Source organism: Pseudoxanthomonas mexicana (assembly GCF_014397415.1).
Lineage (GTDB): Bacteria > Pseudomonadota > Gammaproteobacteria > Xanthomonadales > Xanthomonadaceae > Pseudoxanthomonas_A > Pseudoxanthomonas_A mexicana.
In genome coordinates, this window is record NZ_CP060731.1 from 1,697,543 (window position 1) to 1,723,484 (window position 25,942).

At 70.2% G+C, this 25,942-nt stretch carries 16 protein-coding genes; 9 read left to right on the forward strand and 7 right to left on the reverse strand.

The features are described 5' to 3' along the window. The first annotated feature begins 10 nt into the window (after positions 1-10). Entirely contained in the window at positions 11-2,191 is a 2,181-nt protein-coding gene (locus tag IAE60_RS07735; RefSeq protein ID WP_187574438.1) for a glycoside hydrolase family 3 N-terminal domain-containing protein, read from the forward strand. A 6-nt stretch (positions 2,192-2,197) separates the two neighbouring features. Further along, a complete protein-coding gene (locus IAE60_RS07740; RefSeq protein ID WP_187574439.1) occupies positions 2,198-3,370 on the forward strand; it encodes an MFS transporter in 1,173 nt (390 codons plus the stop codon). A 7-nt stretch (positions 3,371-3,377) separates the two neighbouring features. Here the strand turns inward: IAE60_RS07740 and IAE60_RS07745 are convergent, their stop codons facing one another. The 3 genes from IAE60_RS07745 to IAE60_RS07755 all read right to left on the reverse strand — a co-directional run bounded on the left by IAE60_RS07745 (position 3,378) and on the right by IAE60_RS07755 (position 7,260). Beyond that, the gene (locus IAE60_RS07745; RefSeq protein WP_187574440.1) at positions 3,378-3,824 is read right to left on the reverse strand and encodes a hypothetical protein; all 447 of its coding nucleotides are present in this window, start codon (positions 3,822-3,824) and stop codon (positions 3,378-3,380) included. Positions 3,825-3,923: 99 nt separating this feature from the next. Continuing rightward, positions 3,924-5,717, reverse strand: coding sequence for a DNA helicase RecQ (recQ, locus tag IAE60_RS07750; RefSeq protein WP_185895326.1), 1,794 nt, complete (start codon positions 5,715-5,717; stop codon positions 3,924-3,926). Positions 5,718-6,705: 988 nt separating this feature from the next. Then, the gene (locus tag IAE60_RS07755) at positions 6,706-7,260 is read right to left on the reverse strand and encodes a Dps family protein (RefSeq protein ID WP_187574441.1); all 555 of its coding nucleotides are present in this window, start codon (positions 7,258-7,260) and stop codon (positions 6,706-6,708) included. 89 nt (positions 7,261-7,349) lie between these two features. Between IAE60_RS07755 and hrpA the strand changes: the two genes are divergently transcribed. Then, positions 7,350-11,453 carry an ATP-dependent RNA helicase HrpA gene (gene hrpA, locus IAE60_RS07760; RefSeq protein ID WP_187574442.1) on the forward strand — a complete coding sequence of 1,368 codons (4,104 nt, stop codon included), beginning with the start codon at positions 7,350-7,352 and terminating at the stop codon, positions 11,451-11,453. A 7-nt stretch (positions 11,454-11,460) separates the two neighbouring features. On the opposite strand, the gene IAE60_RS07765 is transcribed toward hrpA, so the two are convergent. Beyond that, positions 11,461-12,009, reverse strand: coding sequence for a hypothetical protein (locus IAE60_RS07765; RefSeq protein WP_185895328.1), 549 nt, complete (start codon positions 12,007-12,009; stop codon positions 11,461-11,463). A gap of 71 nt (positions 12,010-12,080) precedes the next feature. Between IAE60_RS07765 and IAE60_RS07770 the strand changes: the two genes are divergently transcribed. Both IAE60_RS07770 and IAE60_RS07775 read left to right on the forward strand, forming a co-directional pair. Next, positions 12,081-14,231 carry a RelA/SpoT family protein gene (locus IAE60_RS07770; protein WP_187574443.1) on the forward strand — a complete coding sequence of 717 codons (2,151 nt, stop codon included), beginning with the start codon at positions 12,081-12,083 and terminating at the stop codon, positions 14,229-14,231. Between the two features lie 161 nt (positions 14,232-14,392). Then, complete coding sequence (locus IAE60_RS07775; protein ID WP_187574699.1) at positions 14,393-15,835, forward strand: ATP-binding protein; 1,443 nt, start codon at positions 14,393-14,395, stop codon at positions 15,833-15,835. Here the strand turns inward: IAE60_RS07775 and IAE60_RS07780 are convergent. Beyond that, positions 15,832-17,928 carry a glycosyltransferase gene (locus IAE60_RS07780; RefSeq protein ID WP_187574444.1) on the reverse strand — a complete coding sequence of 699 codons (2,097 nt, stop codon included), beginning with the start codon at positions 17,926-17,928 and terminating at the stop codon, positions 15,832-15,834. The two genes, IAE60_RS07775 and IAE60_RS07780, sit on opposite strands and share 4 nt — an antisense overlap. A gap of 125 nt (positions 17,929-18,053) precedes the next feature. On the opposite strand from IAE60_RS07780, the gene mrcB reads away from it, so the two are divergent. The 4 genes from mrcB to tsaB all read left to right on the forward strand — a co-directional run bounded on the left by mrcB (position 18,054) and on the right by tsaB (position 23,921). Further along, on the forward strand, positions 18,054-20,444 hold the full coding sequence (mrcB, locus tag IAE60_RS07785) for a penicillin-binding protein 1B (RefSeq protein WP_374502621.1): 2,391 nt from the start codon (positions 18,054-18,056) through the stop codon (positions 20,442-20,444). A 2-nt stretch (positions 20,445-20,446) separates the two neighbouring features. Next, entirely contained in the window at positions 20,447-21,028 is a 582-nt protein-coding gene (locus IAE60_RS07790; protein WP_187574446.1) for a hypothetical protein, read from the forward strand. Positions 21,029-21,092: 64 nt separating this feature from the next. Beyond that, positions 21,093-23,138 (forward strand): DNA repair helicase YoaA, encoded by a 2,046-nt coding sequence (gene yoaA / locus IAE60_RS07795; protein ID WP_187574447.1) that lies wholly within the window; start codon positions 21,093-21,095, stop codon positions 23,136-23,138. A gap of 42 nt (positions 23,139-23,180) precedes the next feature. Beyond that, entirely contained in the window at positions 23,181-23,921 is a 741-nt protein-coding gene (gene tsaB, locus IAE60_RS07800) for a tRNA (adenosine(37)-N6)-threonylcarbamoyltransferase complex dimerization subunit type 1 TsaB (RefSeq protein WP_187574448.1), read from the forward strand. Between the two features lie 9 nt (positions 23,922-23,930). Here tsaB and IAE60_RS07805 read toward each other — a convergent pair whose 3' ends face one another. Next, the gene (locus IAE60_RS07805; RefSeq protein ID WP_187574449.1) at positions 23,931-24,806 is read right to left on the reverse strand and encodes an energy transducer TonB; all 876 of its coding nucleotides are present in this window, start codon (positions 24,804-24,806) and stop codon (positions 23,931-23,933) included. Position 24,807: 1 nt separating this feature from the next. After that, positions 24,808-25,752: a glutathione synthase gene (gene gshB, locus IAE60_RS07810; protein ID WP_187574450.1), complete on the reverse strand. Its 945-nt coding sequence runs from the start codon at positions 25,750-25,752 to the stop codon at positions 24,808-24,810. Positions 25,753-25,942 lie beyond the last annotated feature (190 nt).

A 25,942-nucleotide genomic window follows, 5' to 3' on the forward strand; every position in this document is an offset into this window, starting at 1 on the left:
GATCGCCTACATGCCGCATCAGCGAAGGATCGAGCGCCTGATCGCCGCCATGACGCTGGAGGAAAAGATCGGTCAGCTCGGCGCCTTTGCCGATGCGCTGCGGCCGTTCGCCTTCGAGGTCAACCCGGAGACCTTCGCCCGCGATGCCGAGCAGGTGCGCGAGCAGATCCGCAGCGGCCGTGTCGGTGCGCTGTTCAACGGTGTGGGCGCGGCCGAGGGCCGCGAGGCGCAGCGCATCGCGGTGGAGGAGAGCCGCTTGGGCATCCCGCTGCTGCTGGGCGCCGACGTGATCCACGGCATGCGCACGGTGTTCCCGATCCCGCTGGGCGAAGCCGCCAGTTTCGAACCCGACCTGGCCGAGCGCACCGCGCGGGCCACCGCGAAGGAAGCGACCGCGGCCGGCATCCACTGGACGTTCGCGCCGATGGTCGATGTCGCGCGCGACCAGCGCTGGGGCCGCGTGGCCGAAACCTCCGGCGAGGACGTGTACCTGTCCTGCGAGTTCGCCGCCGCCCGCGTGCGCGGTTTTCAAGGCGGGGACCTGACCGCGCCCGATTCGCTGCTGACCACGCCCAAGCACTTCGCCGCCTATGGCGCGATTTCCGCCGGCCTGGACTACAACTTCGTGGACATGGCGCCGCAGACCCTGCGCGACGTGCACCTGCCGCCGTTCAAGGCCGCCCTGGATGCCGGCGCACTGACGCTGATGAGTTCGTTCAACGACATCAACGGCGTGCCCGCGTCCGCCAACCGCGAACTGCTGACCGCCATCCTGCGCGGCGAGTGGAAGTTCGAGGGCTTCGTCGTCTCCGACTACACGTCCGACCTGGAACTGGTCGCCCACGGCTATGCCGCCGATGAGGCCGATGCGGCGCAGAAGGCGCTGTCGGCCGGCCTGGACATGAGCCTGCAGAGCGGCGTGTACGCCAACCACGTGGCCGCGCTGGTGGAGCAGGGCAGGCTGTCGATGGTCGAGGTCGACGAGGCGGTGCGCCGCGTGCTGCACGTGAAGGCGGCGGCCGGCCTGTTCGACGATCCCTACCGCTGCCTGGACGCCGCGCGCGAGGCGGACCAGTCGCACATTCCTGCGCACGACGCGCTGGCGCGCGACTGCGCGCGCCGGTCCATCGTCCTGCTGAAGAACGACGGCGACGTGCTGCCGCTGATGAAGAGCGGCCAGCGTATTGCGCTGATCGGGCCGTTCGCGCAGGACACCGCCCATCTCGGTGGCTGCTGGAACATCTTCGGCGATGCCTCGCGCATGGTCGATCTGGAAACCGGTCTGCGCGCCGCGCTGGACGATCCGTCCGCGCTAGTCGTCGTGCCGGGCAGCGGCATCGAGGCCGCCGTCGAGGGTGGCATCGAGGCCGCGGTGGCGGCCGCACGCGCGGCCGATGTCGTGCTGCTGGCGCTGGGTGAACCGCACGACTTCTCCGGCGAAGCGCAGTCGCGAACGCAGATCGTGATCCCCGCGGCACAGCAGGCGTTGGCCGAGGCCGTCGCCGCGACCGGCACGCCCGTCGTGGTGGTGCTGCGCAACGGCCGTGCGCTGGCGCTGGAAGGCGCGGTGCGCGAGGCGCAGGCGCTGTTGGTGACGTGGTTCCTGGGCACGCAGACCGGGCCGGCGGTGGCCGATGTGGTGTTCGGCGACTACAACCCCTCGGCGCGGCTGCCGGTGAGCTTTCCGCAGGATGCCGGCCAGCAGCCGTACTTCTACAACCATCCCGCCACCGGCCGTCCCAATGTGCCGGGCACGCCGCGTTTCTTCCAGACGCGCTGGCGTGAGGTGCCGCATGCGGCGCTTTATCCGTTCGGCCATGGGCTTACGTACACGCGGTTCGAGTATGGCCTGCCGCAACTCAGCGACACCCGGCTGGGCTGGGACGACACCCTGACGGTCCGCACGCGCATCACCAACGTCGGCGCGCGCGACGGCGAGGACGTCGTGCAGCTGTACGTGCGCGACCGCATCGCCAGCCGGGTGCGGCCGGTGCGCGAGCTGAAGCGGTTCCGCAAGATCGCCCTGGCCGCCGGGCAGTCGCTGGATGTCGAATTCACCCTGACCCGCGCCGACCTCGCCTTCCACGGCGTGGACAACCGGTTGGCGGCAGAGCCCGGCCTGTTCGACCTGTGGATCGCGCCTTCGGCCACGACTGGCGAGGCGGTGCAGTTCGAGCTGCTCGCGCCCTGATCCGGCATGTCGCCGCTTGAGGATGCGGCCACGCCTGGCCGCGCGGGTGAGGACCGCCCCGGCGCGCGCGAACGCATCGCCACCCGTCTCGCCTTCTTCATCGCCGGCTTCGCGGTGTCGGCCTGGGCGCCGCTGATTCCGTTCGCCAAGCGCAGGCTGGCCCTCGACGATGCGCAACTCGGGCTGATGCTGCTCTGCCTGGGCATCGGTTCCGTCTTGATGATGCCGCTGGCCGGCGGGCTGGCCGCGCGGTTCGGCTGCCGGCGCACGATCCTCGCCGCGGGCACGGTGATCTGCCTGTGCCTGCCGGCGCTGATGCTGGCGCCCTCTATTCCGGTGCTGGCGGCGGCATTGGCCGTGTTCGGCGCCAGCTTGGGCGTGCTGGACGTGGTGATGAACCTGCAGGCGGTCATCGTCGAACGCGCCAGCGGACGCGCGATGATGTCCGGATTCCACGGCATGTACAGCGTCGGCGGCATCGCCGGCGCCGGCGGCGTGGCGGGTGCGCTGGCATTGGGTGCGTCGCCGCTGGTCGCGATCACCGGTACGGCCGTACTGGCGGCGCTGCTGCTCGCCGCGGCGCATGGCGGCCTGCTGGCGCAGGGCGGCGAGGGCGACCATCCGGCGTTTGCGCTGCCGCGCGGCCGCGTACTGCTGGTGGGCGCGGTGTGTTTTGCGATGTTCCTGTCCGAAGGCGCGGTGCTGGACTGGAGTGCGGTGTTCCTCAGCACCGTGCGTCATGCCGATCCCGCTACCGCGGGCTTCGGCTATGTCGCCTTCGCGGCGACGATGACGCTCGGGCGCCTGACCGGCGACCGCATCGTGCAGGCGCTTGGCGCATTCCGCGTGGTCGTCTGCGGTGCGCTGGTCGCTGCCGCAGGATTCGCCCTGGCCATTCTTTCCGCATCGCCGATGGCAGGACTGGCGGGCTTCGCCCTGGTCGGTGCGGGTGCCGCGAACGTAGTGCCGGTGATGTTCTCCGCGGCCGGACGGCAGCACGACATGCCCACGCACCTGGCGGTGGCCGCCGTCACCACGATGGGTTACGCGGGCGTGTTGCTGGGGCCTGCGGCGCTGGGTTTCGTCGCCAAGGCGACCTCGCTGCCGATGGCGTTCGGCCTGCTGGTCGCGTTGCTGCTGTGCGTGGCCGGCGCTGCGCGCCAGGCGACGCGCAGCTGACGGCGGATCAGGGGCGCGGCGCGGCCCGCATCATCGGTCCGGGGCCATGACCGGGGCCGTAGTAGTAGCCGGGCCCATCGGAACGACTGACATTGATGTCGAGATTGAACGTACGCGGCTTGCCTTCGTCGTTGTACGTGGTCTTGCACAGGTTGAGGTTGGCCGCGTTGTAGGTGCTGCGGCCGTATCCCTTGCTGTAGCCGATGCCGGTGGTGATGCTGCCGGTCACGCCATCGCCGTCGTCATCGCCGTACCAGGCGCAGGGATCGACCGGCGCCTCCTCGCGCTGGCCCTTCGACCTCGCGACCTGGCGATCGCCGTACCACGTGCCTGGCGCGTCGTTGGCGTACGCGCTGGCGTTGGGCAGGGCCAGATCCAGGGCCTCGGCGTTCGACTGGGCCCACGCGGGCGTCGCTGTCAGCAGGGCAAGCAGGGCGAGCGTCAACGTCTTCATGCGAGATTCCTGGAAGCGGCACACCGGGCGGGCACCTGCAGGGCACGCTAACAGTCGCGGATTGAATGCCGGCTGATGCGGACACCCGGGCGGCGGAACTCAGCCGACCGCACCCAGCGCTTCAAGCACGCGCTCGCCGTAGCGCGCCAGCTTCGCCCCGCCGATGCCGCCCACGCGTGCCAGGTCGTCCAGCGTGGCGGGCTGCTGTTCGGCGATAGTGCGCAGCGTGCTGTCGTGGAAGATGACGTAGGCCGGGACGTTCTGTTCGCGCGCCAGCTGCGCGCGCAGGTCGCGCAGGGCCTGGAAGCGGGGCAGGTCGGCGGCCTCCACGGCCACGCCGCTGCGGGGGCTGCGGTCGCGTTCGCGCCGCTCGCGCTGTTCCTTGCGCAGCTGCAGGCGGCGCTCGCCCCGCAGCACCGCGCGGCTGCCCTCGGTCAGGCGCAGGCTGCCGAACTCGGCCTCCACTTCCAGCAGTCCGCAGGCCACCAGCTGCCGGAACACGCTGCGCCAGGTGGTGGCGTCCAGGTCCTTGCCGATGCCGTAGGTGGTCAGGTGGTCGTGACCGCACTGGCGGATGCGCTCGCTCTCGCTGCCGCGCAATACGTCGATCACGTGGTTCACACCGAAGCGCTGGCCGCTGCGGTACACGCAGCTCAGGGCTTTCTGCGCGGCCTCGGTGGCGTCCCAGGTTTCGGCGGGGCTCATGCAGTTGTCGCAGTTGCCGCAGTCGTGCGGGTATACCTCGCCGAAACCGGCCAGCAGCACCTGCCGCCGGCACTGGGTGGATTCGCAGTACCCGAGCAATTGGTCCAGCTTCCGCCGCTCGAGCCGCTTGCGGTCCTCGCCGGCCTCGGACTGCTCGATCATCTGCTTCAGCAGCACCACATCGCCCAGCCCGTAGCACAGCCAGGCTTCGGCCGCCTCGCCGTCGCGGCCGGCACGGCCGGTTTCCTGGTAGTAGCCTTCCATCGACTTGGGCAGGTCCACGTGCGCCACGAAGCGCACGTCGGGCTTGTCGATGCCCATGCCGAACGCAATCGTCGCCACCATGACGATGCCGTCCTCACGCAGGAAACGCCGCTGGTGGTGGGCGCGCACCTCGGCATCCAGGCCGGCGTGGTAGGGCAGGGCATTGAAGCCCTGCTCGGCCAGGTAATCGGCGAACTGCTCCACCCGCTTGCGCGACAGGCAGTAGACGATGCCGGCCTCGCCCTTGTGCTTGCGCAGCATGTCGCGCAGCTGGTGGCGGGCGTTGTCCTTCTGCACCACCGTGTAGCGGATGTTGGGGCGGTCGAACGAGCTGACGAACTTCTGCGCCTCCACGAGGTTCAGTCGCTCGGCGATCTCGCGCTGGGTGGGCGGGTCGGCGGTGGCGGTCAGCGCGATGCGCGGCACGTCGGGCCAGCGCTCGTGCAGCAGGGCCAGTTCCAGGTACTCGCGGCGGAAGTCGTGGCCCCAGGCCGAGACGCAGTGCGCCTCGTCGATGGCGAACAGGGCGATCCGGCTGCGGTCCAGCAGCGACAGGAAGCGCCCCGTCAGCAGCCGCTCCGGCGCGACGTACAGCAGGTCCAGATCGCCCCGCAGGAGGGCCTGCTCCACCTGGGCGGCTTCGTCGGCGGCCAGGGAGGAATTCAGGAAAGCGGCGCGCACACCCAGCTGGCGCAGGGCGTCCACCTGGTCCTGCATCAAGGCGATCAACGGCGAAACGACGATGCCGGTGCCCTCGCGCAGCAGCGCGGGCACCTGGTAGCACAGCGACTTGCCGGCGCCGGTGGGCATCAGCACGAGCGCATCGTGGCCGGCGGCGAGGTGTTCGACGATGGCCTGCTGGTGGCCGCGGAAGGCGCTGTAACCGAAGACGCGCTGCAGTGTTTCGAGGGCGGGGGACGACATGGGGACAGGATAACGCGATGACGGGTGTTGGCCTGGTCGGCGGGCACAGCGGACTATCGGAAAACCCTTTGACTGGGGGTAGGAGTTCATCCTGGCGCGAGCGGCGGGTGGAAGCCCCTCTCCTGCGGCGACCGAAGGAAGTCCCTGTGGGAGAGAGGGGTTGGGGTGAGGGGCAACGAAGACACTGTCCTACCAGGACTGGGTTTGGCACCGCATCCGCGATGGCAGTGGTTTCATGGCCTTGCGGGATGGACTTTTTTTATTGGATGTATGGCGCCGCTCGCCGCGGCGGCCTTCTTTCTTTGCTTGTGCAAAGAAAGAAGCAAAGAAACACACCCCAGGCGGCACGCCCTGCGCTTCGCTCCGGGTCCGCGGGCGGGCCGGGAATTTTCGTATGGCACATCCCTGTGCCATACGAAAACGCCGTCATCCATGACGGCGCCCTTCGGGTTTTACCCGGCCCACTCGCCGTGCCTCATGGGGACCCCGAAGATCCAGGGCAACGGCGTGCACGCCGGATCTGTCCGTGCGGGCTTTTGGGGCCCCTTAGGTCCGGCAATCCCGGCGGGTAAAACCCGCAGGGCGGCGCACAGGGATGTGCGCCGTTTTCGGCCGGGGCAGGAGGCTCCGTCCGAAAATTCCCGCCGGGACTGCGCACCCGCCGCTTAGCGGCGGGCGGACCGCCGGGGTGTGTTTCTTTTGCTTACTTTTCTTTGCACAAGCAAAGAAAAGTAAGGCCCCCGCGGCCAGCGGCGCCATGCGTCCAAGAAGAAGATCCGTCCCGCAAGGCCATCAAAAGCAAAAGCCATCGCGGATGCGGTAGCGACCATGGAGAACAAAGACAAGGACTCCGTTGGCCCTCACCCCAACCCCTCTCTCCCACAGGGACTTCCTTCGGTCGCCACAGGGAGAGGGGCTTCAAAGGGCCCGACAGCAAAACGCCCGGACCAGCCGGGCGTCTCGCGCTTCACTTACTCAGGCGTTGCGCTTACTGCAGCAGCGACCGCAGCATCCACGCGTACTTCTCATGGGTCTGCAGGCGCTGGGTCAGCAGGTCTTCGGTCGGCGCATCGTCGGCGTCGTCGGCGATGTCCAGCACCTTGCGCGCGGTGCGGCAGACCGCCTCGTTGCCCACCACCAGCTGGCGGACCATTTCGCGCCAGTCGGCGCTGTCGGTCAGGCCCGGCTCTTCCTGGATCGAGGTCAAGCCGACAAACTCGCGGTACGACCCCGGCGCGTTGAACCCCAGCGCGCGGATGCGCTCGGCGATCTCGTCCAGCGCGGTCCACTGCTCGGTGTACTGCGTCTCGAACATCGTATGCAGCGAATTGAACATCGCGCCGGTGATGTTCCAGTGGAAGTTGTGGGTCTTCAGGTACAGCGTGTAGCTGTCGGCCAGGAACCGCGACAGGCCGTCGGCGATCTTCTTGCGCTCGCCGCTGCTGATCCCGATATCGATGTTCGGTGCCGATGGGGCCGAGGCGAGGGGGGCGCCGGCGGGCGCGGCCTTGGTCTTGGCGGGCTTGGTCTTCGGCTTGGCCATGTGGATTCTCCTGAGGGTGGGTTGAGGCGGCACAATAGGCACACTAGAACATGTGGCGTGAGAGAAAAGTTTCAACCGCTTGCTGAAGAATGAACATCCCCCGTGACCCTGCCCCCGCCCATCCCGACCGCGCCGCCCTCGAACAGGGCCGGCGCGCGCTCGACCGCGCGCTGAGCCGCGACCGCGGCCGCCTGCACGGGCTGTGGTCGCGCTGGCAGGGCAAGCCGACCGATGCCGGCGCGCGGCAGGCCTTCGAGCAGACATTGAACGCGTCGATCGCCACCCGCGAGCGCCGTCTGTCCACAGTGCCGGCGGTGACGCTGGATGCATCCCTGCCGATCGCGCGCGAGGGCGATCGCATCATCGAGCTGATCCGCAATCACCAGGTGGTGGTGATTGCCGGCGAAACCGGATCGGGCAAGACCACCCAGCTGCCCAAGCTGTGCCTGGCCGCCGGGCGTGGCGTGGCCGGCATGATCGGCTGCACCCAGCCGCGGCGCATCGCCGCCCGCGCGGTGGCGCGACGCGTGGCCGAGGAACTGAACACCGAGCTGGGCCGTGGCGTGGGCTTCCAGGTGCGCTTCAACGACCAGGTGGGCGAGGACACCCACGTCAAGTTCATGACCGACGGCATCCTGCTGGCGGAAATCGCCAGCGACCGCTGGCTGTCGGCCTACGACACGATCATCGTCGACGAAGCGCACGAGCGCAGCCTCAACATCGACTTCCTGCTGGGCTACCTGAAACAGCTGCTGCGCAAGCGCCGCGACCTGAAGGTCATCGTCACCTCGGCTACCATCGATACCGAACGCTTCGCGAGGCATTTCGACGACGCGCCGGTGATCAGCGTGGAAGGCCGCACCTATCCGGTCGAGGTGCGCTACCGCGCGCTGGAAGGCGAGGGCGAACAGGAAGGCGAACGCACCGTCAACGAGGCCATCGTCGGCGCCGTCGACGAGATCACCCGGCTGGACGCACGCGGCGATGTGCTGGTCTTCCTGCCCGGCGAGCGCGAGATCCGCGACGCGCACCAGGCGCTGGAGCGCCGCAAGTACCGCAATACCGAGGTGCTGCCGCTGTACGCGCGCCTGTCCAACCAGGACCAGGACCGCGTGTTCAACCCGGGGCCTAGCCGGCGCATCGTGCTGGCCACCAACGTGGCCGAGACCTCGCTGACCGTGCCGCGCATCCGCTACGTGGTCGATCCGGGCTTCGCCCGCGTCAAGCGCTACAGCCCGCGCAACAAGCTCGACCGCCTGCATATCGAGCCCATCTCGCAGGCCAGCGCCAACCAGCGCAAGGGCCGCTGCGGGCGCGTGGCCGAGGGCATCTGCTACCGCCTGTACGGCGAAGCCGATTTCCAGGCGCGCCCGGAGTTCACCGATCCGGAGATCCGCCGCTCCAGCCTGGCCGGGGTGATCCTGCGCATGCTGCAGCTGGGCCTGGGCCGGATCGAGGACTTTCCGTTCCTGGAGGCGCCCGACGAGCGCGCCATCGCCGATGGCTGGCAGCAGCTGGCCGAGCTGGGCGCGATCGACGGCGAGCGCCGCCTGACCGCGATCGGCAGGCAGATGGCACGGTTGCCGGTGGACGTGAAACTGGCCCGCATGCTGGTGGCCGCGCAGGCCGCCGGCTGCCTGCGGCCGATGCTGGTGATCGCGTCGTTCCTGGGTATCCAGGATCCGCGCGAGCGACCGGCCGACGCGCGCGGCGCCGCCGACACCGCGCACGCGCAGTTCGCCGATGGCCGCTCCGAGTTCGTCGGCGTGCTGCGCCTGTGGGATGCCTATCGGCAGGCCCATGAGGACCTGACCCAGTCGAAGTTGCGCGACTGGTGCGGCCGCCATTTCCTGGGCTTCCTGCGCATGCGGGAATGGCGCGAGCTGCATCGCCAGCTGCGCCTGCTGTGCGAGGAGCTGGGCTGGAAGGAAGAAGATGCCGACGCCGCGATGGCGCCGCTGTTGGACGGCAGCCGTGCGCCGCCGGTCGCGCGCGATGATGCCGCGGCCGTGAAGGCCACCCGCGGGCAGTTGCATCGTGCCGCCAGGTTGGCGCGCGAAGGGAAGACCGAAGCCGCGCCGGTAGCGGTGCGCGCGCAGCAGGACCAGGCACCCGCCGGGGGTGGTTTCAGCGAGCGCGTGCGCGCCAGCGCCTACCAGACCCTGCACCGCGCACTGATCGCCGGCCTCCCGACGCAGATCGGTCATCGCACCGAGAAGGGCGATTTCCAGGCGCCGCGGCAACGCCGTTTCTTGCCGTTCCCCGGCTCACCGCTGTCCAAGCGGCCGCCGCCGTGGCTGCTGGCGGCCAACCTGCTGGATACCCAGAAGGTGTGGGGCATGACCCTGGCGGCGATCGAACCGGACTGGGTGATCGCCGAGCTGCCGCACCTGTTGCTGCGCAGGCACTTCGACCCGCACTGGTCGCGCGCGCAGGGCCAGGTGCTGGCCTCCGAGCAGATCAGCCTGTTCGGGCTGGTGCTGGCGCCGAAAAAGCCGGTCCACTACGGCCGCATCGCGCCGGGCGAGGCGCACGACCTCTTCGTCCGGCAGGGCCTGGTCACCGGCGAAATCAACACACGCGCCGGATTCGTGGCCGACAACCTGAGAACGCTCGCTCAGGCGCGCGAGGAAGAGGCGAAGCTGCGTCGGGCCGGCCTGGTCGCCGATGAGGACTGGCAGGCGCGCTGGTATCTGGACCGCGTACCGTCCGACCTCCATTCCGCGGCGGGTCTGGACGCGTGGTGGAAAACGCTGCCTGCAGACAAGCGTCGCGCGCTGCACTGGTCGCTGACCGACCTGCTGCCCGGCGAAGGCAGCGAAGAAGACCGCTACCCGAAATACTTCCCGCTCGGCGACGCGCGGCTGCCGCTGCACTACCGGTTCGAGCCAGGCGCGGCCGATGACGGCGTCACGCTGGAGGTGCCGCTGCACCTGCTCAATGCGCTCGATCCGGCGCGCTTGTCGTGGCTGGCGCCGGGATTCGTCGCCGACAAGGCCTCGGCCCTGATCCGCAGCCTGCCCAAGGCGATGCGGCGCAACTACGTCCCCGCGCCCGACTTCGCGCGTGCGTTCTTCGAGGCGTTCCCGAAGCCGACGGCCGACGATATCCGCGGCGAACTGGCGCGCTTTCTTTCGAAGGCGACCGGGGTGCCGGTGACCGCGCTGGACTTCGAAGAAGCGGCGCTGGAGCCACACCTGCGCATGAATCTGCGCCTGCGCGAAGATCCTCGCGGCGGTGGCGAGGGCCGTGTGCTGGCCGAGTCGCGCGACCTGGACGCATTGCGTGCGCGCTTCGGCGCGAAGGCCGGCCAGGCCTTCGCCGCACGCGCCGGCCGCGCGATGGCGGCCAGCGGGTTGCGCGACTTTCCGCAGCAGGCCATCCCGCACGAAGTCCCGGGCGAAGCCGGCGTGCCGGCCTATCCGGCCCTGCGCGACGAGGGCGATACGGTGGCTTTGCAGGTGTTCGCCGACCGTGCCGAGGCCGAGGCGGCCCACCCGCGCGGCGTGCGTCGCCTGTTGGAGATCGCCCTGGCCGACAAGGTGAAACAGGCCCGCAAGCAGCTGCCGGTCTCGCCCAAGACCGGCCTGCTATATGCGGCCATCGAATCGCAGGAGCGCCTGCGCGGCGACATCGTGGATGCGGCGATGAATGCGGTGCTGGCGGACGGGTTGGAGGCGATCCGCGACCGCGCCGCGTTCGAGCGACGGCGCGACGAGGCAGGCAAACGGCTGTTCGGCGAAGCGATGGAAAGATTGAAGCTGGCCGAAGCCATCCTGTCCGCCGTCGCCGACCTCAAGCCGCAGCTGGAAGCGCCGCTGATGGGCTGGGCACGCGGCAACCTCGACGACCTGCGCGCGCAACTTGCAGCGCTGGTGCATCCGGGCTTCCTGCGCGAAACCCCGGCGGATGCGCTGGCGCAGCTGCCGCGCTACGTGAAGGCGATGCGCCTGCGCGCCGAGCGCGCGGTGCGCCACCCCGCCCGCGACCAGGCCCGCATGCTGGAGATCAAGCCCTTCGCCGATGCGCTGGCGCAAGCGGTGGAGGACGGCGTGGCCGGATCGGCGGACTGGCAGGCCCTGCGCTGGGACCTGGAGGAACTGCGCGTGTCGATGTTCGCCCAGGAGCTGGGCGCGCGTGCGGGCGTGTCGCCGAAGAAGCTCGCGCAGCGCCTGCAGGCGCTGCGCGGCTGAGCGGGCGTCACTTGATGCGTCGCACCTTGGCCGGTGTGTTGTAGCCGTCGATGCGGAAGAACCAGTTGTTGAACAGGCCGGGCTTGATGGTCACGGCGGGATTGGTCTTGCGCACGCCGCTCAGGCTGGCCGCTTCGATCTGCTCCCATACCTGCCCGTTGGCCAGCGTATAGCGGTTGCCTTTCGCGAATCCCCTGAACTCGCCGGCCAGCGTGCTCTTGATGGGTTCGTCCGAGCCGAAATCGAAGAAGCCGCGGTTCTCCTGCTCGACCTGCTTGCGCGTATCGGCCTGGGCCTGGGCGACCGCGGTCTGCGTCTCCTGGCGGACCTGTTCCACTGCGCGCGCGGTCTCGGCGCCGACCTTGCGGGTCAGCCATGCGCTGAGCGCCGACAGTTCGGCATCGGACAGCTTGTCCAGGCCGGCGGCCTTGAATTCCTCCGCCGTCATCGAGGCGCGCAGGTCGGCGAACCGCGCATCGTTCGATGCGTCCTGGGCGAATGCGGCCAACGGAGCGGTCAGCAACACGAGGGATAGAAACAAGCGGCTCATCTTCATGGTTGTTCCTGCGGTCGACTGGCCGGTAGTGTAGTCATTCCGGCGGCGCTTGGCCGCGGTCCCTTCCTGCCATGGTCCCCCCCGTTCACGACATCGCCACGCTGCTGCAACGGCCTGCGCTGCAAGCGCTGCCGGCGCCGCTGCGGCATGCGCTCGCCGAAGCGGCCGCGCAGGACGGCGCCGATGCCGGCATGCCTGATCCGGTGGGCGTGGCCGCAGACACGCTGGATACGCTGGCGGCCCTGTCCGCCGATGGCGACGTGATGCTGGCCGCGCTGCTGTACGCGGTGCCGGCCCTGCAGTCCGCGGTGCGGAGCGGCACCGGCATGTCCGCCGCGCTGGCGGATCTGCGCGAAGGCCAGGCCGCCGCGGCCCAGGTGTGGGCCCTGCACGCCGAGCAGGAGCGCAGCGTCAATACCGAAGGCCTGCGCCGGTTGCTGCTGGCGATCGTGCGCGACCTGCGGGTGGTGACGATTCTGCTGGCCCGCCAGTTGGCCCGCATGCGTGCGGCCGGCGCGTTGCCCGAGCCCGAGCGCCAGGCGCTGGCGCGGCTCACCCGCGACATCCATGCGCCGCTGGCGAACCGGCTGGGCATCTGGCAGCTCAAGTGGGAGTTGGAGGACCTGGCATTCCGGTACCTGCAGCCTCAGGTCTACAAGCAGATCGCCACCCAGCTGGACGAGAAGCGCACCGGGCGCGAGCGCTACATCGCCGCGGTGATCGCCAGCCTGCAGAAGGCCCTGGCCGAACACGGCATCCGCGCCGAGATCAGCGGCCGGCCGAAGCACATCTACAGCATCTGGCGGAAGATGCAGCGCAAGCAGGTCGGTTTCGACGAACTCTACGACCTGCGCGCAGTGCGCATCGCGGTGGACGACGTGGCGGCGTGCTATGCGGCGCTGGGCGTGGTGCATGCGCTGTGGGTGCCCATTCCCAGCGAGTTCGACGACTACATCGCCCGGCCCAAGGCCAACGACTACCGCTCGCTGCACACGGCCGTAGTCGGTCCCGAGGGACGGACGCTGGAAGTGCAGATCCGTACGCACGAGATGCATGCGCAGGCCGAACTGGGCGTGGCCGCGCACTGGAAGTACAAGGAAGGCAAGGGCGGCGGCGATGCGTTCGACCGCAAGATCGCTTGGATGCGCCGCCTGCTTGAGGGCAGCGGCGAGGCGACGGGCGAGGGCACCCTGGCCGGCGAACTGGATGCCGAGCTGGTGGAGGACCGCGTCTACGCGCTGACGCCGAAGGGCGAAGTGGTGGACCTGCCGCGCGGCGGCACGGTGCTCGATTTCGCCTACCACGTGCACACCATGGTCGGGCACCGGACGCGCGGGGCGAAGGTCAATGGGCGCATCGTGCCGCTCAACCACGTGTTGCGCAGCGGCGATCGCGTCGAGATCCTGACCTCGAAGGAACCCGAGCCGCGCCGCGACTGGCTGCTGCCGGCCAACGGCTTCCTCGCCAGCGGGCGCTCCCGCGACAAGGTGCGGGCGTGGTTCCACAAGCTGGACCGCACGCGCAACCTGCAGGCTGGGCGCGAACTGCTGGAGAAGGAGCTCAAGCGGCTGGGCCTGCACCAGGCCGATCTGGCCGGCGTGGCGAAGAAATTCCACGCCGACAGCATCGACGATCTCTACATCCAGGTGGCGCTGGGCGATGTGGGGCCGCACCAGGTCGGACGCGCACTGCATGAAGAGCAGCGGGCAGCGGCCGAACCTGACGCCGCTGCGCTGCCTGTGCGGCGTCCGCCACGCAGGGTCGCGGCACCCGGCAAGTCGAAGTTCACCGTGCAGGGCGTGGGCAACCTGCTGGTGCAGCTGGCGCGCTGTTGCCAGCCGGTACCCGGTGAACCGATCGCCGGGTATCTGACGCGCGTGCGCGGCGTCACCGTGCACCGCGCGGATTGCGCCTCGTTCGCGCGGCTCGCCGCCGCCAGCCCGCAGCGCGTGCTGCCGGTGGAGTGGGGTCAGGCCGGCGGCGGCTACGAGGTCGACGTGCAGGTCACGGCGCTCGACCGCAAATGGCTGCTGAAGGACATCACCACGCTGATCGCCCAGGAAGAAGCCAACGTGCTGGACATCAACAGCCAGGGCAACCGTGCCAGCGGACGCGTACACCTGCGCCTGCGCCTGAAGGTGGCCGACTTCGGCCAGCTTTCGACCCTGCTGGGCAAGCTGGACGCGCTGCCGGGCGTGGAAGACGCGCGACGTTCAGGCTGAGCCGTTATCCTGCGGGCGTGACCCGCGAAGACCGCCCCGACACCGGCCGCGATCGCCGCATCGAACCGCGCATCGACCGGACGCGCATCGTCGCGGCCCCGCGCGCACGGCGTGATCATCCTGTCCCCGCCTGGCGCGACCGGCGGTATTGGCGATGGGCCCTGCTGGTCGTTCTGCTGCTGGTCGTGCTGCTGGTCGTGTTCCGCCGTCCGCTGGCGGACGTGCTGTGGCCCGAGACGCGGGTGCAGGCACTGCTCGACCAGGCGGCCCGCGCGCTGGCCGACGGGCGTCTCGATGCCGCCGACGGCAGTGGCGCGCGCCAACTCTACGAAGCGGCGCAGGCGCTGGATACCGACCGCAGCGAAGCGGCCATGGGACTGCGTCGGGTAGGCCAGGAAGCGATGCGACAGGCGGGCGCCGCGCTCGCGCAAAGCCGGTTCGCCGAAGCGCGCGAACGGCTTGCGCTGGCGCGCGAACTGCAGGTGCCGCAGGCTCAGGCCGACGCGCTGGCCGCACGCCTGCGCGCGCGCGAAGCCGAGCATGCCGGGCTGGACAACGTGATGCAGGCGGCGGCGCGTGCGCACGAGGCGGGACGCCTGGTCGGCGGTCCGGACGCCGCGCTGCCGTTGTACCAGCGCGTGTTGGCGTTGCAGCCCACCCGGCTGGAAGCACTGGAGGGGCGCGAGGATGCGCTGTCGGACCTGCTGCAGGAGGCGGGCCGGCATCTGCAGCGCAACGAACTGGGGCCGGCCGCATCGCTGATCGGCCAGGCGCGGGCCTTCGATCCCGGGCACGTCGACCTGCCGCAGGCCCAGGCCGCGCTCGCCACCGCGCCGGAGGCGCGTCGCCGGACGGCTGCACGCGATCTCGCGCGTGGCCGTCTGGTGGCGGCGCAGGCGGCATACGACGACGTGCTGGCAGCCGCGCCCGACGACGCGGGCGCGCGCCAGGGACTGGAGCAGGTGGGCGTGGCCCATGCGGTGCGTGCCGAGCGGCACGCGGCGGACTTCCGCTTCGACCAGGCGCGGCAGGCACTGGCACGGGCGCGCACGCTCGCTCCGCAGTCTGCGCGCGTCGTCCAGGCGGAACAGGTCGTCGCCCGCGCGGAACAGGCGCGTGGGCGCCCGGGTACGGGCATGCCGGCACGCGAACGCGCGCAGCGTGTGCAGACCCTGCTCGCGGCCGTGGCCGACGCCGAAGCCAAGGGTCACTGGCTGACGCCACCCGGCGAGAGCGCGTACGACAACCTGCGCGCCGCCCAGGCGCTGGCACCGGATGCCCTCGCCGTGCGCCAGGCCGCCGCACGCCTGTTGCCTGCCGTGCGCAACTGCTATGAAGACGAACTGCGCGCCAACCGCATCCGCCGCGCACAGGCCTGCCTGCAGGCCTGGCAGACGCTGCAGCCGCGCGAGGCGGGCCTTGCCGATGCGCGCCGACGGTTGGCGGAGAAGTGGATCGCGGTCGGCAGCGAGCGCCTGGGCGCGGGCGATGTGGCGTTTGCGGCGCAGGCGCTGGAGGAAGCGCGCCGTCTCGATGCTGCCGTGCCCGGTATGGACGACTTCCAGGCGCGCGTACGGCTCGCGCAGGCACCGCAGACGCGCTAGAAGAAAATCCGCCGGACCGCGTTGCGCGCGGCATCCAGCGAGAAGTGTTTGCGGATGTTCTCGCGACCGTTCGTGGACAGGCGGTGCCAGAGCGACGCGTCGCCGTACAGGCGCACAACCGCATCGGCGAAGGCGTCGGCACCTTCCGCGACGAGCACATCGTGGCCATCCACCAGGTGCATGCCTTCCACTGCGCACGGCGTCGCCACCACGGGCTGCCCATGCGCCATGCTCAGGTTCACCTTGCCTTTGACGCCGGCGCCGAAGCGCAGCGGCGCGATGGCCACACGCACGCCGTCCATGTAAGGCGCGAGGTCCGGCACGTGTCCGTGTACCGTGATGCCGGGAATCTCCTGCAGCGCACGGACTTCGGTGGGAGGCTCGGCGCCGATGCAGTGGAGGCGCACGTCGGGCAGCCGCGCATGGATGCGGGGAAAGATCTCGCGGCCGAACCACAGCATTGCATCGGCATTCGGCGGATGGCGGAAGCCGCCCACGAAGACCAGGTCCCTGCGTTGCGCGAAAGGTGCTCCGCTTCCGGCGAGTTCGTGCAGGTTTGACAGTACCTCCACGCGGGCGGACGCCGGCAGCAGTGCGGCCAGCATGTCGCGTTCGACGGGGCTGACGACCAGCGTCGCGTCCGCTTGGCGCATCAGCGCCAGTTCGCGATCGCGTGTCTTCCCCGCGCTGCGGCGGAGTGCGTCGTCGCCGGCGATGTCCGCGCCGCGTTTCTCGCGGAGGAAATGCAGGTCGACCGTGTCGAATACGATGCGGGCCTGCGGCGCGAACCGGCGTACGAGCGGAAGAAGCTCGGCGGCGACGTAGTGGCGCGACAGCAGCACCACGTCGAAACGGTGCCCGTGCGCGCGCATCCACGAGGCGACGCTGGCGGCGAACGGAGCGTGCCAGCTCTCCACCCCGAGTTGCCGGAGAGCCGCTGTGTCCTCCCCCGCGGCGCGCAGGTCCGCCGGGAGGAACACCACATGCGCGCCTTCGCCGACCAGCAGGCGCATGAGGTTGACCATGCGCAACGACGCCGAATCATGCCGGGGGCGCGGCGTCTCGGCATCGACCACCAGAACCTGCCGTCGGCCGCGCGCAAGCGTCGAGGGGGAGGGTAGCGTGCCGGCTGCCGGCCGCCCGACGAGTGCCTCGGCCCACTTGCGTGCGAACAGGCCGCGGTTGCGGATCTGGTAGGCCTTGATTCCGCTGCCGGTGTCCGTGCCGGCCGTGATGCCTTCCAGGTGCACTACGCGCGCGGCCGGCTGGTAGAGCACCCGAAGGCCCCGCGCACGGACGGCGAAGGCGAGATCGGTGTCTTCGTAGTACGCGGGCGCGTAGCGTACGTCGAAACCGCCGATATCCCGGAAGAGCCCGGTCGGCACCATGATCGCGGCACCGGAGCAATAGTCCGCATCGCGCACGCTGGTGTAGCGCGGATCCTCGGGCGATTCGAAGCGCCCGTAGTTCCAGGCCGACCCGTCGTCGAAGACCACGCCGCCGGCTTCCTGCAGGCGGCCGTCCGGGTAGACCAGCTGGGCGCCCACCAGACCCGCATCTGACCATATGCCGAATGTGTGCAGCAGCGCGTCGAGCCAGCCCGGCTGCGGGAACGTGTCGTTGTTGAGGAAGACCAGGTACTCGCCGCGCGCCAGCGCGGCACCGTCGTTGCATGCGGCAATGAAACCCCCGTTGCCGGCGCGCACGTGGTAACGCAGTCCCGCGATCGACGTCATCCAGTCGTGCGTCTGGTCGCTGGATCCGTCGTCGACGACGATGATCTCGCAGGCGACCGACGGCGGATGCTCGGCCAGCGCGCGCAGGCAGCCGAGGGTGTGCGATGCCTGGTTGTAGACGGGAACGATGATGCTGACGCGGGGGGCGTCGCTGGCGGGCACAACGAATGGAGCGAAGGGCGCCTCGGCCGGCCGGTACAGGGACGCGGGCGGCAACCTGGGATGCCGCGCGAACTGCCGGCGCACCCGCGCCCAGGTCGCCGCCAGGCCTCGCGTGCGCACACTGGCCAAGCCTCGACGAATCAAGCCGCGCGCGCGTTCCAGCATGAAGCGCACGTCGGCCCACGTCATCGACATTCCGTTGCAACTCCAGCTGAGCGAAGGGGGAGCGGGCCGGGCGCACCCTCGGCGGCTGCGCTAGACTCGCCCGAATTCCCATTGTCGCATCCCCTGTGGCCCGCAACGACTACGACGACGAAGCGCTGGACGAAGACGACATCGACGACGGTGACGAGGGCCGACCGGTCTGGCGGCAGCGCCTGTTCGGCTGGGGACTGGTGGCCGTGGGCCTGGGCCTGGGGTTCCTGATCCCCTACACGCTGTACCTGAACCATCAGGTCACGGAGCGTTTCGGCGAACTGCGCTGGCAGATCCCCACCCGCGTGTACGCGCGCCCGCTGCAGCTGGCGCCCGGGCTGGCCATGGATGCGCAGACGCTGAAGACCGAACTCGATGCCGCCTCCTACCGCGACGACGGTGCCGGCCAGAGTCCGGGCACGTATGCGCGCGAAGGCGGCCGCTTCACCATCTCCAGCCGCGGCTACATCGACGTGGACGGCCGCGTGGCGCAGCGCCGCATCCAGGTGACCCTGTCCGGCGGGCGCGTGGCGAGCGTCCGGGATGTCGCCCGCAAGCAGTCGTTGAAGGCCGCGCGGCTGGACCCGGCGCGCATCGCCACGCTGTACGGGCAGAAGCAGGAAGAACGCCGCCTGGTGCGCCTGGAGGAAGTGCCCGAGTTGCTGGTCACCGGCCTGCAGGCGGTGGAGGACCGCGACTTCAAGGACCACCACGGCGTGGACCTCTCCGGCATGGTGCGCGCGGCATGGCTGCTGGTGAAATCCGGCGGCGACACCCGCCAGGGCGCCAGCACGCTGACCCAGCAGCTGGCCCGCAGCGGTCTGCTCGGCATCGGCAAGGAGCAGACGCCGACCCGCAAGTTCAACGAGATCCTGTTCGCGTTGATCCTGGAGGCGCGCTACGACAAGCGCACCATCCTGGAGGCCTACTTCAACCAGGTCTACCTGGGCCAGCGCGGCAGCCAGGCCATCCATGGCGTGGCGGCGGGCTCGGAATTCTGGTTCGGCCGCGACCTCGACAGCCTGACCACCGAGCAGGTCGCCCTGCTGATCGGCATGGTCAAGGGGCCGTCGTACTACGACCCGCGCCGCAACCCGGAACGGGCGAAAGAGCGTCGCGACTACGCCCTGCTCAAGCTGCACGAGACCGGCCTGATCGACGACGCAGAATACAAGCGCGCGCTGGCGGCCCCGCTGGGCGTGACGAAGACGCCGGGCATGGCCGCGGCGAACCGCTTCCCGGCCTACGTGGATCTGGTGCGCCGCCAGCTGGCGCGGGACTACCCCGAGAGCGCGCTGCAGGGCGCCGGGCTGACGGTCCTGACCGGCATGTCGCCCTCGGCGCAGGCGTATGCCGAAGCGTCGGTCACGCGCACCATCAAGGCGCTGGAGAACAAGCGCCGGCCGCCGTTGCAGGCCGGCATGGTGGTGACCGACGTGCACGACGGTGACGTACTGGCCGTGGTCGGCAGCCGCAACGTGTCGGAGGTGGGCTTCAACCGCGCGGTGGAAGCGCAGCGGCCGGTCGGCTCGCTGCTCAAGCCGTTCGTCTACCTGCTGGCGCTGGCGCAGCCCGACCAGTACTCGCTGGCGTCGTGGGTCGACGATTCGCCGGTGACCGTGCAGCTGGGCAAGAACAAGCGCTGGACGCCGGCCAATGCCGACCGGCGCAGCCACGGCACCGTGCGCCTGGTCGATGCGCTGGCCCGCTCGTACAACCAGGCCACGGTGCGCGTGGGCATGCAGGTCGAACCGGACCGTCTGGCGCAGCTGATCCGCGTGCTGGCCGGCATCCAGGCCGAACCCAACCCGGCGCTGATCCTGGGTGCGACCGACCAGAGCCCGTACGCGATGGCGCAGCTGTACCAGTTCCTCGCCTCCGGTGGCGAGATCCAGCCGCTGCATGCCGTGCGCGGCGTACTCGACCCCGATGGCAGGCTGCTCAAGCGCTACGACAAGACGCCGGCACCGGCGCAGGAGGGCGATTCGATCGCCGCCAACCTGATCACGGTCGCCCTGCAGCAGGTGGTGTCCAGCGGCACCGGCCGCCAGCTGATCGGCGACGGACTGGGACGCCTGCAGTCGGCCGGCAAGACCGGCACCAGCAACGACGGGCGCGACAGCTGGTACGCGGGCTATACCGGCGACCATCTGGCCGTGGTCTGGATGGGCAACGACCAGAACGAGCAGACCGGACTCTACGGCGGTACCGGCGCCATGCGCGTCTGGTCGGGGCTGTTCGCGCGCCTGCCCAGTGCGCCGTTGAAAGTGTCCGGCAAGGGCCTGGACTGGCAGTGGGTAGTGGGTTCCAACAGCACCGATGCCGGCTGTCCCGGTGCGCGTCAGTTGCCCTTCGTCTCCGGCCACGCCCCGGCCTACGCTGCCTGCGTGGTCGAGCAGCCACTGATCGAGGGCGAGGAAGCCGACAGCGGTGGCGGCTGGCGCAGCTGGTTCGGCCTGGACCGCAAGGAAGAGCCGGCACCGCCCCCTGAAGAGACTCCCCCGCCCTCCCGGTGATCATGAAGTTCCCCTTTCCCCTGTTCCTGCTGGCATTGGCTGGATGCGCGTCCTCGCCGATGCCGGAAGCGCCCGCCCCGCAGGACCCCATGACCCCCGCCCAGCGTGTGGCGGCCATCCATGACGCCGCCGGCGACGACGACCGCGAACTGGCCGTGCAACCGCTGCGCGACCCGCAGGTGGAGGACCTGCGCGAGCGAGCGCAGCAGGCGCGCGTCGCAGGCGATGCCGCGGCCGCCGGGGACGCGCTGAACCAGGCGCTGCTGCTGGTGCCCGAGGATCCCGCCGTGCTGCAGGAGCGTGCCGAAGTGGCCATCCTGCAGGGCGACTACGCACGCGCGGATACGCTGGCCCAGCGTGCGTTCCAGCTGGGCTCGCAGGTGGGCCCGCTGTGCAGGATGCACTGGGAGACCGTGCGTCAGGTGCGCCAGCACGTGCTCGCCGTGCAGGCGCCGCTGCCCGCGCGCCACACGCCGGAGGACGCCGCCCAGCACGCCGCACGCGCGGCCACGATGCAGGCCGCCATCACTGACGCGGAAAGCCGCCGCGACGCGTGCACCGTGCCGGTCATCGAGCGCATGTGAACCGCATGCCGCCCGCAGGGCGACGCGGTACCCTTGTCGTTGCACGCCGCCTTACGTTTCCCCGATGTCCCAGCTAGCCCAGGCCAGCCGCGATGCCCTCAGCGAGGGCGGTGCGCTGGCGGAACGACTCGACGCTTTCGCGCCCCGCGACGCCCAGCAGCGCCTGACGGCGGCGATCGCCGATGCGTTCGACGCGCGCGAGGTGCTGCTGGCCGAGGCCGGCACCGGCACCGGCAAGACGTTCGCCTACCTCGTGCCGGCGCTGCTGTCGGGCCTGAAGACCATCATCTCCACCGGCACGCGCGCGCTGCAGGACCAGCTGTACCACCGCGACCTGCCGCGCGTGCGCGACGCGCTGGGCGTGGCCGGGTTGAAATCCGCGCTGCTGAAGGGGCGCAGCAACTACCTGTGCCGCTACCGCGTGAACCAGGCCAAGGGCGATCCGCAGGCCCTGCGCACCACCTTCACCAGCCGCGAGCAGGTGGACCAGTTCCAGCGGATCGTCGCATGGGGCGGTCGCACCCAGTTCGGCGACATGGCCGAACTGGCATCGCTGCCGGACGATTCGCCGCTGCTGCCGCTGGTCACGTCCACCATCGACAACTGCCTGGGCAGCGAATGCCCGTTCTGGGACGACTGCTTCGTGGTGCAGGCGCGCCAGCGCGCGCAGGCGGCCGACATCGTGGTGGTGAACCATCATCTGCTGCTGGCCGACCTGGCGCTGAAGCAGGAGGGCTTCGGCGAGATCCTGCCGGGCGCGCAGGCCTTCGTGATCGATGAGGCCCACCAGTTGCCCGAACTGGCGGCGAACTTCTTCGGCGAAGGCTTCGGCATGCGGCCGCTGCAGGAACTGGCGCGCGACTGCCTGGCCGAGTGCAAGGACGTCGCCGGCGCGCTGTCGGCGCTGCAGCCGCCGGTGCGCGCGCTGGAGCAGGCGCTGCGCGAGGCCCGCGCGGCGATGGAAGGCCTGCCCGCACGGGGCACCCGCGAACGCCTGCTGGCCCGCCCGGAGGTGGCGGCTGGGTTCGACGCCCTCGATCAGGCGCTGGCCGAGCTCTCCGCCGCGCTGGCGCCGCTGGCGCAGGCGTCACTGGGCCTGGAAGCCTGCGCTGCGCGCGCCACCGAGTTCGCCAAGCGACTGGCGCGCTGGCATGCCTCGTCGTCCGGTGCGGGCGCCTTCGACGATGACGAGGCACCGCAAACCGACGTCGGCGACGTGCTCTGGTACGAACTCACGCCGCGCGCGTTCCGTTGCCAGCGCACGCCATTGGACGTGTCCGGTCCACTGCGCCAGCACCGCGAGCAGTCGCGTGCGGCGTGGGTTTTCACGTCGGCCACGCTCGCCGTCGGCGGCCGCTTCGACCACTTCGCCACCCGCCTGGGCCTGGACGACCCACCGACGCTGCTCCAGCCCAGTCCCTTCGACTGGCCGCATCAGGCGTTGTGCTACCTGCCTGCCGGCCTGCCGGACCCCAACGCGCCCAGCTTCGGCCAGGCGCTGATCGCGACCGTGCGCCCGGTGCTGGAGGCGTCGCAGGGCAGGGCGTTCCTGCTGTTCGCTTCGCATCGTGCGCTGCGCGAGGCCGCCGAGGCGCTGCGCGGCGGGCCCTGGCCGCTGTTCGTCCAGGGTGAGGCGCCGCGCGGCACCCTGCTGCAGCGATTCCGCGAATCGGGCAACGGCGTGTTGCTGGGCGCGGCGAGTTTCCGCGAGGGCGTGGACGTGGTCGGCGATGCGCTGAGCGTGGTGGTGGTGGACAAGCTGCCCTTCGCCGCGCCGGACGATCCGGTGTTCGAGGCGCGCCTGGAGGCGGTGCGTCGCGCCGGCGGAAATCCGTTCCGCGACGAACAGCTGCCGCAGGCGGTGATCGCGCTGAAGCAGGCGGTGGGCCGGCTGATCCGCAGCGAGACCGACCGCGGCGTGCTGGTGCTGTGCGATCCGCGCCTGACCGGCAAGCCCTATGGGCGCATCTTCCTGGATTCGCTGCCGCCGTTCGCGCGTACGCGGCGCGTACAGGACGTGCAGGGATTCTTCGGAGCCGCGATCAGCGACGACCAGGCCGTCGCGCCACGGCCAACCGGCGACGACTGGTTCGCCGACGCACGCTTCTGACACGCACGGGTATCCTTGACCGATGACTGCCTGCCGACCCGCATGAAGCTGCTCGCCTTCGAAACCGCCACCGAAGCCTGCTCCGTTGCCGTCTACGTCGATGGCGAGGTGCGGGAGCGCTTCGAGATCGCGCCGCGCCGCCATGCCGAGCTGGCGTTGCCGTGGGCCGGGCAGCTGCTGGCCGAGGCCGGCATCGCCCGTTCCCAGCTCGACGCGGTGGCGCTCAGCCGCGGTCCGGGCGCCTTCACCGGGGTCCGCCTGGCCATCGCGCTGGCGCAGGGCATCGCCCTGGCGCTGGACCGGCCGCTGTTGCCGGTATCGACGCTGGCGGTGCTGGCCGCGCAGGTGCCGCCGCCGGCTGCGCTGGCCGGCGAGGGCGGCTGCGATATCGGCGCGCCCCACGCCATCCTTGCCGCGATCGATGCGCGGATGGGCGAGATCTATACCGGCACGTTCGTGCGCCAGGGCGACGGCCTGCAGGCCACGACCGACGAAAGCGTCGTCGCGCCGGCCGACTATCGGCTGCCCGGCGATGCCAGCGGCTGGATCGGCATGGGCACGGGATTCGCTGCGGTCGAGGGGGCGTTGGCGACCGCGCTGCACGCGCGCTTCGCCCGCATCGACCCGCAGGCGCTGCCGCACGCCGCCGATCTGGCGCGACTGGCGGTGGAGGCCTGGCAGCGTGGCGAGGCCATCGCGCCCGAGCGCGTGGAGCCGGCCTACCTGCGCAACAACGTCGCCCTGACCCTGGAAGAACAGAAGGCCCTGCGCGCCTCGCGCTGAATCGGTCCTCTACTCGTCGCGCACTTCGCCACCCGCCAGGAAGCGCCAGGTGCGGGTGACGTGCAGGATGTCCACGTTCTCGGCGGTCTCGGGCAGGGGCGGGAACGGCGAGGCCAACTGCACGATGCGCAGTGCGGTGGAATCCAGCAGCGGGATGCCGCTGGACTGGATGATGCGGGTCTGCTCGACGCTGCCGTCGCGACGCACCGCCACGCTGATCACCAGCGTGCCGGCTAGGCGCTTACGGCGCGCCTCGTCGGGATAGTTGAGATTGCCGACGCGCTCGGCGCGGTCGACCCACGCCCGCAGGTAGTTGGCGTAGACGTATTCCTTGGTGCTGGCCGAGACGAACTTGCGCTTCGGACGCTTGGCGTACAGCTCCGAACGCAGGTGGTATTCGGCGGCCAGTCGCGCCATCTCCGCATCGCGCTGCACCTTCTGCTCGCCCTGCGGCAGCTCGGGCTGATCCGGTTGCGGACGGGCCTCTGCCACCGGAGCGCGCGTATCGCTCTCGCGTGTGGTGACCACCCGGCTTTCCGGCGGCGGCGCCGGGGTCGTCGTCTGCGCGCGCAGGGGTTGCGGGGCCAATCCCGTATCGGGCTGGGGAATCCAGCCGGCCTGGCTGTCGCGCGGACGCTTGGCCTGGTCGCTTTCACCGCCGCCTTCCTGGTTGGCGGCGGCCAGGAAGTCGGCTTCCTTCGGCGTCAGCGGCGTACTGGTCTGGCTGAGGATCACGTCCAGCGTGGGCATCACCGGCGCGGCGTCGTCCAGGGCGAAGCCCACGCCCAGCACCAGCAGGCCGTGCACGATCAGCGACAACGCCAGGGTGGCGCCCAGGCGTTCGTTCGCACCGATCTTCGGTGGGGTGACGGGGACCGCCGACATCTCAGGCGAGCTTCTTCTCGATCGCGTCGAACAGCAGGGCGGCGATGTTCAGCCCGAACTGCGCATCGAGTTCGCGCACGCAGGTGGGGCTGGTGACGTTGACCTCGGTCAGGTAGTCGCCGATCACATCCAGGCCGACGAACAGCATGCCGCGCCGCTTCATTTCCGGGCCCACCTGGGTGGCGATCCAGCGGTCGCGCTCGCTCAGCGGCCGGCCTTCGCCGCGGCCACCGGCGGCCAGGTTGCCGCGGAACTCGTCGCCCTGCGGGATCCGCGCCAGCGCGTAGTCCACCGGTTCGCCGTCCACCAGCAGCACCCGCTTGTCGCCGTCCTTGATGCCGGGAATGAACCGCTGGGCCAAGGTCAGGCGGCCGCCGCCGACCAGGGTTTCCAGGATGACGTTGGTATTGGGGTCGCCGGCCTTCACCCGGAAGATCGAGCGCCCGCCCATGCCATCCAGCGGCTTCAGCACCGCCTCGCCGTGCTCGGCGACGAAGGCCTTCAGCGCGGCGGGATCGCGACTGACCAGGGTCGGCGGGCAGCACTGCGGGAACAGCAGCGCCGCCAGCTTCTCGTTGTAGTCGCGCAGGCCCTGCGGGTCGTTGACGATCAGCGCGCCGGCCTGCTGGGCGATGCCCAGCACATGGGTGTCGTACAGGTACTGATCGTCGACCGGCGGGTCCTTGCGCATCAGCACCACCTGGCCGGGGCCGAAGGTAAGCGTGCGCGTGTCCCCGAGGGTGAACCAGCCTGCCTTGTCGTCCTTCACGGTCAGCGCCGCCACCTGGGCCTGGGGCACGCCGTCGCGCAGCGACAGCCGCCCGGGGATCACGTACTGCAGGCGATGGCCGCGCCGCTGCGCTTCCAGCAGCATGGCGAACGTGGTGTCCTTGACGATCTTGATGGACCCGATGGGGTCCATGACGACGACGACATCCAATGGCATGGGGGCGGTTCTGCGGGAGACGGCGCGATGGTATCAGGGCGTGCCGTCCGCCCGGGTCGGCGCGCATGGAACACCCCGTTCGCGATGTCGCCGCAAACTGAGACGCAGTTCGCACCACGCCGTTCAGCGGCCCCGTCCGCCCGGGTGCGGCTTGACAGTGCGCGGCGGGATAGGGGATATAAGCAGCAAC

Coding starts and splice junctions, on each gene's coding strand:
- IAE60_RS07735 (WP_187574438.1), top strand. CDS start 11: ATGCCGCATCAGCGAAGGATCGAGCGCCTGATCGCCGCCATGACGCTG.
- IAE60_RS07740 (WP_187574439.1), top strand. CDS start 2,198: ATGTCGCCGCTTGAGGATGCGGCCACGCCTGGCCGCGCGGGTGAGGAC.
- IAE60_RS07745 (WP_187574440.1), bottom strand. CDS start 3,824: ATGAAGACGTTGACGCTCGCCCTGCTTGCCCTGCTGACAGCGACGCCC.
- recQ (WP_185895326.1), bottom strand. CDS start 5,717: ATGTCGTCCCCCGCCCTCGAAACACTGCAGCGCGTCTTCGGTTACAGC.
- IAE60_RS07755 (WP_187574441.1), bottom strand. CDS start 7,260: ATGGCCAAGCCGAAGACCAAGCCCGCCAAGACCAAGGCCGCGCCCGCC.
- hrpA (WP_187574442.1), top strand. CDS start 7,350: ATGAACATCCCCCGTGACCCTGCCCCCGCCCATCCCGACCGCGCCGCC.
- IAE60_RS07765 (WP_185895328.1), bottom strand. CDS start 12,009: ATGAAGATGAGCCGCTTGTTTCTATCCCTCGTGTTGCTGACCGCTCCG.
- IAE60_RS07770 (WP_187574443.1), top strand. CDS start 12,081: ATGGTCCCCCCCGTTCACGACATCGCCACGCTGCTGCAACGGCCTGCG.
- IAE60_RS07780 (WP_187574444.1), bottom strand. CDS start 17,928: ATGTCGATGACGTGGGCCGACGTGCGCTTCATGCTGGAACGCGCGCGC.
- IAE60_RS07790 (WP_187574446.1), top strand. CDS start 20,447: ATGAAGTTCCCCTTTCCCCTGTTCCTGCTGGCATTGGCTGGATGCGCG.
- yoaA (WP_187574447.1), top strand. CDS start 21,093: ATGTCCCAGCTAGCCCAGGCCAGCCGCGATGCCCTCAGCGAGGGCGGT.
- tsaB (WP_187574448.1), top strand. CDS start 23,181: ATGAAGCTGCTCGCCTTCGAAACCGCCACCGAAGCCTGCTCCGTTGCC.
- IAE60_RS07805 (WP_187574449.1), bottom strand. CDS start 24,806: ATGTCGGCGGTCCCCGTCACCCCACCGAAGATCGGTGCGAACGAACGC.
- gshB (WP_187574450.1), bottom strand. CDS start 25,752: ATGCCATTGGATGTCGTCGTCGTCATGGACCCCATCGGGTCCATCAAG.